Source organism: Sporosarcina sp. P16b (assembly GCF_002743065.1).
Classification (GTDB): domain Bacteria; phylum Bacillota; class Bacilli; order Bacillales_A; family Planococcaceae; genus Sporosarcina.
In genome coordinates this window covers 24866-37710 of sequence record NZ_PDYO01000011.1, presented here as the reverse complement: position 1 = coordinate 37710, position 12845 = coordinate 24866, and the positions used below count along the sequence as shown (strand labels likewise).

Genomic DNA, 12845 nt, shown 5'->3' with positions numbered 1-12845 from the left:
TTCTACCCTATAACGTACCACAATGACATCTTAACTAAACAAAGATTTAAGTGATTCAGCCATATTTCTAAAAAATTCTTTTACTTTTTCCCAGAAGCTCGGATCGATATTGCCTAATTTATCTTTAATTTTTGATGTCATGTCAGAGAGTTGTTCGTTAAGCTTCGAGAAATCGATATCAAGTTTAGAAATCCGATCCATTAAGTCAATTAACAATTGACGATCTGCTTCGTTCAACTCTATATTAAATTTCTGCAATTGATCATGGACGATTTGTTCTACGTCTTCCTTCGTTGCCGGCTTTTGTTCCGAGATCTGTTTTTTTATTTCCGTTAGCAATTTAGCTACTTCATCTTGATTAACGCCTGCTTTTTCTGAAAGCTTCGTTGCTAGACTCAATTCATCATTTGCTACGTCTGTACGTTCAGTATCGAGAACCTCACCTGACACTTCGTATGCCTTGTAAATTCCAACAAGAGCCGAATGACCCGTTACCTTTTTGGGAGCCGCGACTTCTACTATGGCGTCTTCAATACCTGCTGTCGTCATAGCCGTTGCATACATGTCTGCCGTTACCTGCGTAATATTGTCTGGCGTCACAATATTGATGACAAGGCCTTCGCCTTCTTCTTGTCTAGTGATCTTGGCAGAAGAATACATTCGGGCATTTCGGTCACCGCCAGGAATATACTTGATTAAATCATTGCCGTCCACTGATAATTCTTCTACTTCAGCTTCATTAGCGACTGTTAAACTTTCTTTAACACTCGCTTTTTCACTATCCGATAAATTTGAACCATATACTACAATCGGAACTCCCAGTTTTTCATTGATGACTTTATCTGCTGATACCACAGCCGGTGCTATGATTGCGACCATCATCATGAAAGTCAATAGAGAGGCTAATCTTTTTTTCATACAGTCATTCCTCCTTGTTCTATATGTATAGATACGTTGAGGCTTATAAGAAAGTTGCGTCTATGATTATATAAGTGTTGTCCAACCGTCTTGTTGTGTAATTCTTCGTTCTCTCATCAACGTGCCAAGTGCACGTTTGAAGGCACCCTTACTCATCTGGAACATCTCATCGATTTCTTCAGGAGTAGATTTATCGGTAAATGGCATTTTACCGCCCGACTGGTGCAAATACGCTAAAATTTGTTCGCCATCTGTTTGTAAACGGTCTTGCTTCCTTGGTAATAATGAGCCGTTCATTGTGCCGTCTTCATGGACTTCAATAATCCGAACATCTACTTCTTCACCTAATCTCGGCTCAGCTTTACGCTCTGTTTCGTGAACGAAAATACGTTGAATGTCTTCCGTCAATAGGAACGTACCGATTGGCAGCAAGCGGTATGCTCTTGCTTTGACATTCTGATTGTACATATCTGCTTCCGCTATTGTATAGTGCTCCTGGATTCTTTCTTCGGTCACTAGACGTCCGAACAAGTTGCCGCCTGGATCTGAACGTAGCGTCATATATAATTCATCACCTGGCTGTGGCCATAGTTCTTTGATTTGTGGAAAGTCCGCTCGATTGATTAGCACTTCAAAAGATGCACCAATATCTACGTAGGCCCCTTCATTTCTGTCCAAACGAATAACTTTTGCCCATCCGAATGAATGAACTGTAACGGACGGAATTTGCGCAGTACCTGTTAGTTCGCCTCTTCTGTTGATATAAAGAAAAACTTCTATTGTCGATTGCTCTCGTGCATCCGGTGCTTCGGACTCATTCATATAGATTTCTTCTCCGGCAGCGTCCAATACAAAGCGTGATCCTTCTTTGCGAAGTATTTTGAGCGTTGCAAGTGTACCTGGCTGTAATAATGTCATATAGGACAATCCTCTCTAGAGTGCTTTACTTTTTAATTTTTTTATAAACTCAGGATCAGACTCAAGTGTCTCTACTAGGTCAGTAATACGATCCATCGCATTCCAACTTAAGTGATGTTCAATCCCTTCTACGTCTCCATAGATATTTTCTTCTTCCACACCTATGATACGCAGGAATTGTTCCAGTAATTCATGGCGATGCACAAGTTTTTTACCAAAGCGCAAACCGCGGTCTGTCAATGCCAACCCCCGATAGCGCTCATAGTGTACATAGCCTTCACGATCCAGCCGCTGGGCCATTTTGGTTACAGACGAAGGGAGGACCGAAAGCGCTTCTGCCACGTCGGACACACGCGCTTCACCTCTTGTTTCCAATTGTAAATAAATTTGTTCTATATAGTCTTCCATACTCGGTGTAGCCAAACTATCGCCTCCTCATTTGACTCTCAACATCCACCCTTTCAAATCTTAAAAGTTTAAGATTTGAAAGGGTGGGTAATATACTTACATAGCAAATAACAATGAAAAGGAGTTGATTCACCATGGGTCGTTTATTATGGCTTATTATCGTAGTTCTAATAGCATTATGGGTAATTGGTTTAGTAGCAAATATTGGCGGTGGCTTAATCCACACACTTTTAGTAATTGCTGGCATTATCTTTGTCATTCAATTAATAACTGGAAGACGTTCGATATAGTGAAAACCAGCTTAAAGTGCTCCTTCTGTGATCAGGTAACTATCGCATACACACATGTGTTGCGTAGGCCTTGCCCATTCGCAGAAGGGGCATTTTTGCGTAAAATCCCTTCCAGTTCAAAATTCGTTCGTTTTGCTACTGCACGACCTTTACTATGGTTCTCATCACAAACCAATTCAATCCGCACAGCCGATAAATCTGTAAATGCAAACTCCACGAGCTCTTTGATCGCTTCTGTCATATAGCCTTCACCTTCAAACTTTGTATCCAGCCAATACTCTACTTCAAATTTACGAATGCTCCAATCGATACGATGGAAACCAGCGCAACCAATGAATTCACCCGTTTCTTTTAAAAACAGATGAAAGTTCAAAGATTTTCTACTGATGAATTCAGAAACTGATTGGCGTACATATTCCTCTGTCGTTTCAATCGTCATATCCTTCTGCGCCCATCCAGTCCACTTACGTAACGTAGGCATTGAATGTGATACCGCGCCCCAAACATCCATCACGTCGTTTAATTCAGGCGCTCGAATATGTAGCCGTTCAGATTGTAGCTGTTCTTTAAAACCGGGTATGCTCTTAACATCACGTTCTCGGTCTTCCCAACGCACAGGCGTTGTTGTTCCAGCTTCATAATCTTCTCTCGTCATTCCATATGTTACCGCATCATAATACGTATTCTCTTTCGGAAGGAACCATGCTTGGCGCAAATGTGCTTCCTTTACAAAACCGGCCCGCTCAAACGCTTTACGCATAGCCGCATTATCATGGCGTGTATGTCCTTCTATACGAATTTTATGCTCCGGTAATTCGAACACGTATTGCGTGAGTTTTTTCAGCGCTCGCGAACCATAACCATATCCTCTAAAATGATCAGCAATCCGCAAGTCGAATAATGGAACATCCTCTTGTAAGTCATAGACTTTTACGATTCCCACTTTTTCGTTTTCATTATTCTCAATCCAGAATGTCTTTACGTCATCAGATGCATAGCCGCCTTCTTCAATCGACTTTTCAAGCAACTCGCGACCTGGCTGACTACTATCATGGTAGGGCCATGAGTTTGTCGTCATAAACTGAATAAGCAAATCTTGTTCTTCTATCGTCCATTCTTGTAAGCGCATTAAAATTCCCCCATCATGACTACAGGCGGCTCACATGATATTATATCGTTTGCTGGGCTTCAATTGCATGTTCGTATGCAATTTTCACTAAGTCCGCAACATGCTCGTCTGCCAAAGAGTAGTATACCATTTTTCCACGTCTTTCCGATTTAGCCATTGAATGATCCCGTAAATAACGTAAATGATGAGAAGCGGTAGCGGATGAAGATTTAATCACTGCCGCTACATCACAGACGCACATTTCTGATTCCAATGTCAGTGAATAAGCAATCCGCAAACGTGTTTCATCAGCTAGTGCTTTAAAGATTTGTACCATCTCCGTTACATCAGGAAGCTCTTTTCGAATTTTACGAACTACCTCTTCGTGCACAACGGTTACTTCACAAGCATCTTGATTTACCACTTTTTCACCCCATTCAGTCGACTATAGATTACGGTAATTATATCGATAGGACAGTAAAAAATCAATTGACTCTCCTGTTCATTTGAATCAACTATTGCTTTGTATCTTCTGTGTTTTGTCCATGGATTTTTTCATATAATTCATCTTCTGTGGAAATATCCGCCAACTTAACTTTCGATCGATAAGCAGCACGGATAATTACATGCCCCGCTACCGGTGCTGTTAAAAATACAAAGCCGATCCCAAGAAGCAATCGTACGCTAATAAAGTTTTCGGAGAAGAGAAAATAAACGAATGAGCCGGACAATGTCAATAACACTGCCAACGTCGAACTTTTCGTTGCCGCGTGTGACCGAGTATAGACATCCGGTAAGCGGATCAACCCAAAGACACTCAACATACTGGCAACAGCCCCTGTCAAAATCAACAAAGCCCCTAGAAATTCACCGATCTCGCTCCCGTTCAACTATTTTCCCCCTCTCAATAAATTTTGAAAATGCGATCGTTCCGATAAAGGAAAGAATTCCAAGGATCAAGATCGCTTCCAAAAATGCTTTTGTATTTAAAATCACCGACACGACGGCAATTGTAGCAATTAAATTCACACCGATTACATCGAGTGCTACCACACGATCCGGTAGGGAAGGACCTAAGATAATTCGGATGACTGCCACCAAAATAGTCAGCGCGAATAGTATGACCGATATTGTCAGCATACCTGCTATCATCGTGTCACCTCCATAATCGCTTTCTCGAAGTTCTTCAGTTGCTTAATTAATCCATCCCGCGACTCTTCCACGTCCATTGCATGAATATATAACTCATTTCCCTCAGAAGATACCTCCATCACGACCGAGCCCGGTGTTAAGGTGAGAAGCATAGACAGCATGGTCACTTCCACATCACTCGTCAAAATCGTCTTGTATTTAAAGATACCTGGTTTAATACGCAGTGTAGGTCTCACGATTTGGGAGATGACTACTATACTGGACTGCGTTAGTTCACTTATAAAGATTAACAACAGCTTGCACGCAGCATATACTCTACGTAAATAGAAATGCGTATCGAAAAAGCGGCTCATGACAAAGATAATGCCAAGTCCGACTAGAAACCCCATGAAAAATGTCGTGAATCTCAGTTCGTCCTCATCCATCAGCGTCATCCATAAAAATGCGATGAATAAATTCAGCAGAAGCTGTAACGGCATGTCGTCTCCCCCTCCCTACTCTAAATCGTTACTCATCACAGCGCGTATATACTGTTGTGGATCCGCTAATGCATTGGCTGCGTCCTGAATATAAGGCGACAGCAGTTCTGCACCTATACCTAATCCAACTACGAGTGTTGCAAGTAATACAAGCGGCAAACCAATCGTCTTTTGAAAAGGCTTCTGATCATCCTCACTAATTATGGTTTCTCCCCAAAAACTATTGAGGAAAATACGAAGAAGTGAATACAATACTCCGATACTCGATAAAAACGACACTGCTAGCAACACGTAAGAGCCCGTTTCAATTACACCTAACCCTATGTATACTTTTCCAATAAATCCGCTGAATGGCGGGATTCCAGAAATCGCAAGCATCGTTAAGAAAAATAACCAACCGACTAGCGGATAATTTCGAATTAAGCCGCTGATTTCATTGAACTTCGAACGCCCTGTCAAATACACGACAGTCCCCGCCAATAAAAATAGCAACGCTTTACTCACCATGTCATGAATCAAATAATAGCTCGCGCCTTGAAATGCAGTATTCGTAGCAACCGCGAGACCTGTCAACACAAAACCAACGGAAATGATGACGTTATAGGAGACGATCTGACGTATATCAGAATAGGCAATCGCTCCGAGACAACCCGCGATCATTGTGACACCGGCTAGCACGCCAATGATTTTATAGATAACTGGATCATGTATAAATATTAATGTGAACATGCGGTACAACGCATAAATACCGACCTTCGTCAGTAATGCGCCAAACAGTGCCGCGACCGCAATAGGAGGGGCGGAATACGAACCAGGTAGCCAGAAATAAAGTAGCAAGCCCGCTTTTAAGCTAAAGACGATCAAGAAAATAATTGCGATCAGCGTCAAGAGAGGTCCTTGTCCCGTTTCTGCTACGCGTACAGCGATATGTGCCATGTTTAACGTACCTAGTACACCGTATACATATGCGATGCCCAACAAGAAGAACCAAGAAGCCAGCACATTGATCAATACATACGTAATACCTTCTTTTAACTGTGTTTTACGTCCTCCAAGAGTCAGCAGCACATAGGAAGCTAGTAACATGACTTCAAAACAAACAAATAGATTAAATAAATCGCCAGTCAGAAATGAGCCATTGACTCCTGCCACTAAAAATAGGAAGAATGGATAGAAAAACATCACTTCTGTCTCAATCCCTGTCGTAGCGAATGCATACAGCAAAATGATACTGGAAACGACGCACGCAACCAATACTAATAACATCGCGAAGGAATCGCCCACAAACAAAATTCCATGTGGTGGTAACCAATCTCCAAAATCCAAACGCATGATGCCGTTCAGGTGAATATGTTGGAGACAATAGGCTGCCACAGCAGCAGAAGCTATCATCGTCAGTACACTTAGTACACGTTGAACACGAATATAAGGACGTAGGAATACTAACATCACACCTACCAAAACAGGCAAGATCATAGGCAATACCAATATATTATTCATCTTCTTGCCCTCGCAATCCAAGTCCAGACTCTTGATACACACGGTACGATAATACGAGTAAAAATGCTGTCACCGCGAAACTGATAACAATCGCTGTCAGAATCAACGCTTGCGGCAATGCATCGGTATATTCCGCTGCCGTCTCTGTTAGCAAAGGAACCTCGCCCTTTTTTAAACCGCCCATCGTCAATAATAATAAATGAATGGCATGCGACAGAATTGCTGTTCCCAAAATAATTCGCAACATTTCTTTTGATAAAAGTAAATAAACGCCTACTGCCACTAGCACACCTACCAGAAGGGTAATTAATGTCTCCATTACTCCACATCCTCACTGATTCCCAAAATAATCGTCACGACAACACCGAGGACAGTCAGTGCGACTCCTGCTTCGAAAATCGTCATCGTTCCAAGTTCTGTCTCACCAAAAACCGGTAAGTCCACAAGCCATGTGGTCTGTGACAGGAAAGACTCACCAAACAACAACGACAGCATTCCTGTACCTACCGCAAGCAACACACCAAATGCCGCCACTCGCTTAAAATCAAAAGGCGTTCCTCGGTGAACTGTTTCTATGTCATACACTAAATACAATAATACAAACGCAGAAGAGAGCACCAGTCCGCCAATGAAGCCACCGCCTGGATTATTATGTCCTGATAAAAAAAGCTCCACGCCAAACGTTAAGATGATGAAGAATACGATCTTCGTCACCGTCTGCAAGATCACATCATTTTTCTTCAGGGTGATCCACTCCCTTCTTGCGACGCAACTTGACTAATGAAAAGACACCGAGGCCTGCAATAAATAATACCAATACTTCAAGCATTGTATCAAATGCACGGAAGTCACCAAGTATCGTATTCACTACATTCAACCCACCTGCAAGCCGTGATGCTGTTTCATAATAGATGGATATAGACGGATACAAGGAATGGCCTTGCACGAGCAAAGCGATAACAGTAACAGCAACGCCGGAAGCCACCGCGATCAATCCATTACGTACTCGCATAGAAATCGACTTATGCTCGTTTTTCCATTCCGGTAAATAATAGAAGCACAATAAGAACAGTACGGTTGTAACCGTCTCGACAATGATTTGTGTCAACGCCAGATCCGGAGCGCGGAATACAACAAATAGAATGGCGATAGAATAGCCGAGCACTCCGTTAAGAATAATGGCAGTAATCCTAGATTTAGCAAATAAAATCGCTACACTTGAACACATCATAACGAAAATAATGATGCTTTCATTAATTTCAATCACAGCATCATTCGAAAAGTCGAAAATGAATTGCTGGAAACCTAGCAAACCTATACCGACAAGGGCAATGAAAAACAGCATGATATACGCAACGTAATCTCGCACCGACCCAGTCATATACGTTTTCGTCACCACAGAAGCCACTCGTTCAATTCGTTGTAATAATGAATTATATGAGCGATCAAGCGTCCATTGTAAAAAGCCTAAACTGTAAATCCCTTTCCAGTAACGCAAGAAACCATACAATAAAATTCCTACGATAATTACACCGATCGTCATGAAGATTGGCATCCCAAAACCATGCCACACGTGTATTTTTGGTACTAGGCCAGGCAACCCCACAAATTGCGGATATACCGCATTCATTGCTGGCCCTAAAATATACGTACCGAGTAGATTCGGGAAGATGAAAATAAGTACGACCAGACTGCCAAGTACCATAGGTGAAATCAACATCTGAATCGGTGCTTCATGAGCAGGTCTATGTCCAGGAACCGGTGCATGTACTTTGCCGAAAAACGTCTGAAATACAATGATCATACAATAAATGAACGTGAATATACTGCCGACCCATGCAATGATTGGGAACAATAACACCAACGAATCCACTGATAATAGATTCGCTTCTTTTAATGACAGCATCGCTTCAAAGAATAATTCCTTACTTAGGAAGCCGTTGAATGGTGGTAGTCCTGCCATGGAAAAACTGCCAATCAGCGCAATGGTAAATGTAATGGGCATGATCGTTGCCAAGCCACCAAGTCGTTGAATATTACGTGTTCCTAGCTCGTGATCTAAAATTCCGACGACCATAAATAAAGAGCCTTTAAAGGTGGAATGATTAATCAAATGAAATAATGCAGCGAATGTAGCAGCGGTGAATAACGCGATGTGCGTGCTTTCAGAGGAAGCGAATGCCAATGAGCCGATACCAAGCAAACTCATGATCATCCCCAGTTGACTCACTGTTGAGAACGCGAGCAACGCTTTCAAATCCGTTTGCTTCACCGCGTTGACAGACCCCCATAACATCGTCAATAAACCTACACAAGATACGACATAAAACCACGTCGTATCACCTGCGAAGACCGGGGTAAATCGCGCTACTAAATAAATACCCGCTTTAACCATCGTAGCGGAGTGTAGGTAGGCACTAACAGGCGTAGGGGCTTCCATTGCGTCAGGTAGCCAGATATGGAATGGAAACTGTGCAGACTTCGTAAATGCGCCAATTAACACAAGCAACATAGCAGGTATGAACAATGAATCTGCCGCAATCACTTCTCGCATAGCGATTAACTCTTGTAAATTGAACGTTCCTGTAATGGTGTATAGCATTAAAAATCCGACTAACATGAAAATACCGCCAGTGACGGTAATCAGCATCGATTTCTTTGCTCCGTATCTTGACTGCTTTCGGTGATACCAAAAAGCAATTAGTAAGAAGGATGAAATGCTCGTCAATTCCCAAAACACATACAGGACGATTAGATTATCGGATAACACGACACCTAGCATAGCTCCCATGAACAACAGTAAATATGTATAAAAACGACCAATCGCTTCCCGTTCAGAAAGATAGTAAATGGAATACAATACAACCAGACTACCAATTCCTGTAATCAATAAAGCGAAAATTATACTTAGTCCATCTAAATGTGTGGAAAAATAGACATCTGCAGAAGGAATCCAAGGCAACGTGTATAAATAAGAAGCTCCTTCAGAAAGCGAAGGAACAAGACGAATCAGTAAGGCAAACAAGAACATTGGAATGGTGATGACAAACCAACCGATTCGACTACCGGTCAAAAATTTATGTATAAATGGAACCAAACAAGCTGCGATAAATGGAATGAATATTGCCAGTAAGACGGTTATCAATCCAACACCTCCCAGAATTAATCGATTAGTAGTGTCAATAGAATACTCAGAGACTCTTGACTGAACACTGTACGTTATGCATAATGGGACTCTAAGCAAAGTGTACATTCCCTACTCGAAAGTATACACTACTTTAGTGAAAACCGCATAAAAAGCGCGGTCAGTATACAGGTAAGCAACGTTCGTAATCCTATATAGGATGAGGTTCTCTGGCGAAATTGCAGCGGAAAGCATTCCCCTAAAGTGTGAACCGGTTATCATTAATTTATTGAATTTGAAGAGGTGATGAGTCATTATGGGCAAAATGAAAAGCCGTATGGACGAGGGAATTCTCGTTTGTGTGTATTACGGTCCAAATGGTGAACGTCTCATTAATAGAGGATATAAAATTGCAACAATCATGGACTGTCCGCTCTATATCCTGACGGTCGACCCTGCACCACTCGATGATTTTGATGTAGAGAAATCGGAGTATATAGACCGTTGGAAAGAACTAGCGGAAGAGTTGGATGTCGAAGCATTCATTATCCGCGACGATGAGAAGCTTCCAGCTGCAAAAGTTATCAAAGAAGTGGCTCACCAATACGGCATTACACAAATCATTATTGGACAGACCGCGCAAAGTCGCTGGGAGGAAATCACAAAAGGCTCTTTCATGAACGTCTTGTTGAGAGAAATTCCATTTGTTGATTTCCATGTCGTGTCGGTTGATCGTGCGATAAAGAGTGAGATAGAAGGATCGTTTGAAAAAGGCGTACGTGCGTATTTGATTTCCGATGGCGAAGGCTTCCGTATCAACTTCACGCTTTCGAAGCATGCGCAGTATGAGGGAATCTTCTTTAAGGAGATTGGGACCGATTTTAACAACGGGGTTTTTAAGTTCATGCAAAATAGTAAGATATGCCAAGTACAGATTGAAGATGACCAAGTGCTCGACTCAAGCAAGATCCAGTGCAAGATACAAAATTAATATCACGAGAGGTGGCTAGAAACGAGGCCCCTCTTTTTTGCATAGATTTAAGGTTAAGATCTAAGAATTTATTTAATGAGAGTTAAGTGGTAAGTACGATGGGACGCTTTCCGGCTAGAAGGCCCTCTAGGAAAACGTACCCGCTGAAGCATCCATACCTACCTCATCACTCAGCCGGCTATTCCCCCAACTTTTCACGTCAGAAAAGAACTGTCCCGAGAGGTCGTAATGACTTCGTGGACAGCCCCTGTCACTTCTATTATTCAGAAAGTTCTTCCCCTACGATCTTCACTTCCATCTCCAGATCAATCCCGAAGTTCTTTTTCACTTCCGCTTTGACCATCTCAATCGTCTGGATGTAATCTGCCGCTGTGGCATCACTTTTATTGACGATGAATCCCGCGTGTTTAGTAGACACTTCTGCTCCACCAAAGCCTTTACCTTGTAAGCCGCTATCTTGGATCAACTTTCCAGCAAAGTAACCTGGAGGACGCTTGAACACACTTCCTGCTGACGGATATTCAAGCGGTTGTTTTGATTCACGTTGGAACGTTAAGTCGGCAACTGCCGCATCGATTTCACACTGTTCACCTTTAGTGAGCCAGAACTCTGCGGATAGGACATAATAGCCTTCTGTAGTAATGATGCTCTTACGATACCCTAGTTCCAACTCCTCTTTTGAAAGCTTGAAAATTTTCCCTGTGTCATCCATTACAGTCGCTTGATAAATAATATCTTTGATTTCTCCACCGTACGCTCCTGCGTTCATTGCCATTGCACCACCAATTGAACCCGGTATTCCGCAAGCAAACTCTAGACCCGTTAAACAAGCTATCGTTGCTTCTTTAGACGCATCGATAATATTTGCTCCAGCTTCCGCAATCATTCTATTCCCATCAATCTCGATATGATTTAGGTTCGCCATATACATTACAATTCCACGAACGCCGCCGTCACGAACGACCATATTTGAACCGTTCCCGAGCAACAAAATAGGAATTTCATGCTGATACGCATAGCTAACAATCGCTTGCACTTCTTCTATTGTGCCAGGCGCCGCGACGACATCCGCTTTACCACCCAGACGTGTTTTCGTATATTTGTTTAATGGCTCATCAAGTAATAACCAACCGTTTTGTATGTTCTTTTGAAGATCTTCAAACCATCGATGTTTTGACATCTACATCAAGTCCTTTCAGTATACGTGTCTCCAGTTTTACGGAAACAATCTTATCCACCTATTAGTATGCTTGCAATCAGTCCTTTTGACAAGGTTTTTCATTTTGACTTTTTGTGTTTTTTCAATTACAGTTTAGCTAATTAAATATCCATAAGGAGGAGTGAAAGTGAATACATGGAAAGTAGATCCCACGGCATCCACTGTCGGCTTTTCCGTTCCACATATGATGGTATCTACTGTCACGGGAACGTTTGAAGAGTTTTCAGGAGAATTACAAGGTAACATAGCGGATTTGACGAAAACTAAAATTAGTTTTCAAGTAATTGTTTCTTCAATTGAGACAAAGAATAGAGACCGTGATCTACATCTATGCTCCGTGGACTTTTTTGATGCCGAAACTTTCCCCGAAATGATATTCTCTTCCCGCACAATTTACAACGATACAGACGGTAGATATCAAATGTCCGGTGACTTGACTGTTAAAAACACGAGCAAAAGAGCCATATTCTGCATCACTCCTCAAGAAGTTACCGTATTTGGTGCTACGTATCTCGTCGAGGGTGAAATCAAACGAAAAGATTTCGGATTAATGTGGAACCGCGCAATAGAAGCTGGCGGTGTAATGGTTGGAGATATTATTAATATCAAGATGTCTGTTGTGATTTGCAAGAACGAAGGTTAACAGGAAAGTGCCGTTGATCGACATTCAAGTGGAATGCATTCCACTTACAATTCACTTACGTACTATTTTAAACAGACTAGAAGTCCATGAAGAAA

16 protein-coding genes are annotated in these 12845 nt (G+C 42.0%); 3 read left to right on the top strand and 13 right to left on the bottom strand.

Annotated features, from left to right (window positions below):
* Positions 1-30 precede the first annotated feature (30 nt).
* From CSV77_RS12200 to mntR, 3 genes are all read right to left on the bottom strand, one after another.
* Positions 31-918 (bottom strand): DUF1002 domain-containing protein, encoded by an 888-nt coding sequence (locus tag CSV77_RS12200; RefSeq protein WP_099673642.1) that lies wholly within the window; start codon positions 916-918, stop codon positions 31-33.
* Positions 919-984: 66 nt separating this feature from the next.
* Positions 985-1836: a CvfB family protein gene (locus CSV77_RS12195; RefSeq protein ID WP_099673641.1), complete on the bottom strand. Its 852-nt coding sequence runs from the start codon at positions 1834-1836 to the stop codon at positions 985-987.
* A 15-nt stretch (positions 1837-1851) separates the two neighbouring features.
* The gene (mntR, locus tag CSV77_RS12190; RefSeq protein WP_099673640.1) at positions 1852-2259 is read right to left on the bottom strand and encodes a transcriptional regulator MntR; all 408 of its coding nucleotides are present in this window, start codon (positions 2257-2259) and stop codon (positions 1852-1854) included.
* A gap of 119 nt (positions 2260-2378) precedes the next feature.
* Between mntR and CSV77_RS16790 the strand changes: the two genes are divergently transcribed.
* Positions 2379-2534 carry a lmo0937 family membrane protein gene (locus CSV77_RS16790; RefSeq protein ID WP_143560718.1) on the top strand — a complete coding sequence of 52 codons (156 nt, stop codon included), beginning with the start codon at positions 2379-2381 and terminating at the stop codon, positions 2532-2534.
* Positions 2535-2565: 31 nt separating this feature from the next.
* Here the strand turns inward: CSV77_RS16790 and CSV77_RS12185 are convergent, their stop codons facing one another.
* The 9 genes from CSV77_RS12185 to CSV77_RS12145 form a co-directional block, all read right to left on the bottom strand.
* Positions 2566-3663, bottom strand: coding sequence for a GNAT family N-acetyltransferase (locus tag CSV77_RS12185; protein ID WP_099673639.1), 1098 nt, complete (start codon positions 3661-3663; stop codon positions 2566-2568).
* A gap of 40 nt (positions 3664-3703) precedes the next feature.
* Positions 3704-4066: an ArsR/SmtB family transcription factor gene (locus CSV77_RS12180; RefSeq protein ID WP_099673638.1), complete on the bottom strand. Its 363-nt coding sequence runs from the start codon at positions 4064-4066 to the stop codon at positions 3704-3706.
* 91 nt (positions 4067-4157) lie between these two features.
* Positions 4158-4532 carry a Na+/H+ antiporter subunit G gene (locus CSV77_RS12175; protein WP_099673637.1) on the bottom strand — a complete coding sequence of 125 codons (375 nt, stop codon included), beginning with the start codon at positions 4530-4532 and terminating at the stop codon, positions 4158-4160.
* On the bottom strand, positions 4510-4794 hold the full coding sequence (locus CSV77_RS12170) for a Na(+)/H(+) antiporter subunit F1 (protein ID WP_099632451.1): 285 nt from the start codon (positions 4792-4794) through the stop codon (positions 4510-4512). The genes CSV77_RS12175 and CSV77_RS12170 overlap by 23 nt, the downstream gene beginning before the upstream one ends.
* The gene (locus CSV77_RS12165; protein ID WP_099673636.1) at positions 4791-5273 is read right to left on the bottom strand and encodes a Na+/H+ antiporter subunit E; all 483 of its coding nucleotides are present in this window, start codon (positions 5271-5273) and stop codon (positions 4791-4793) included. Before CSV77_RS12165 ends, CSV77_RS12170 begins: the two co-directional genes overlap by 4 nt.
* Before the next feature lie 15 nt (positions 5274-5288).
* Complete coding sequence (locus CSV77_RS12160) at positions 5289-6773, bottom strand: Na+/H+ antiporter subunit D (protein WP_099673635.1); 1485 nt, start codon at positions 6771-6773, stop codon at positions 5289-5291.
* Complete coding sequence (locus CSV77_RS12155) at positions 6766-7092, bottom strand: Na(+)/H(+) antiporter subunit C (RefSeq protein ID WP_099632448.1); 327 nt, start codon at positions 7090-7092, stop codon at positions 6766-6768. Before CSV77_RS12155 ends, CSV77_RS12160 begins: the two co-directional genes overlap by 8 nt.
* The gene (locus tag CSV77_RS12150; RefSeq protein WP_099673634.1) at positions 7092-7517 is read right to left on the bottom strand and encodes a Na(+)/H(+) antiporter subunit B; all 426 of its coding nucleotides are present in this window, start codon (positions 7515-7517) and stop codon (positions 7092-7094) included. Before CSV77_RS12150 ends, CSV77_RS12155 begins: the two co-directional genes overlap by 1 nt.
* Complete coding sequence (locus CSV77_RS12145; protein WP_199203745.1) at positions 7504-9918, bottom strand: Na+/H+ antiporter subunit A; 2415 nt, start codon at positions 9916-9918, stop codon at positions 7504-7506. The genes CSV77_RS12150 and CSV77_RS12145 overlap by 14 nt, the downstream gene beginning before the upstream one ends.
* Positions 9919-10213: 295 nt before the next feature.
* Between CSV77_RS12145 and CSV77_RS12140 the strand changes: the two genes are divergently transcribed.
* Positions 10214-10888: an adenine nucleotide alpha hydrolase family protein gene (locus tag CSV77_RS12140; RefSeq protein WP_099673633.1), complete on the top strand. Its 675-nt coding sequence runs from the start codon at positions 10214-10216 to the stop codon at positions 10886-10888.
* Positions 10889-11147: 259 nt separating this feature from the next.
* On the opposite strand, the gene murB is transcribed toward CSV77_RS12140, so the two are convergent.
* Complete coding sequence (gene murB / locus CSV77_RS12135) at positions 11148-12068, bottom strand: UDP-N-acetylmuramate dehydrogenase (RefSeq protein ID WP_099673632.1); 921 nt, start codon at positions 12066-12068, stop codon at positions 11148-11150.
* Between the two features lie 166 nt (positions 12069-12234).
* Here murB and CSV77_RS12130 point away from each other — a divergent pair, with 166 nt between their 5' ends.
* Positions 12235-12750 (top strand): YceI family protein, encoded by a 516-nt coding sequence (locus tag CSV77_RS12130; protein WP_158232075.1) that lies wholly within the window; start codon positions 12235-12237, stop codon positions 12748-12750.
* The last annotated feature ends 95 nt before the right edge of the window (positions 12751-12845 follow it).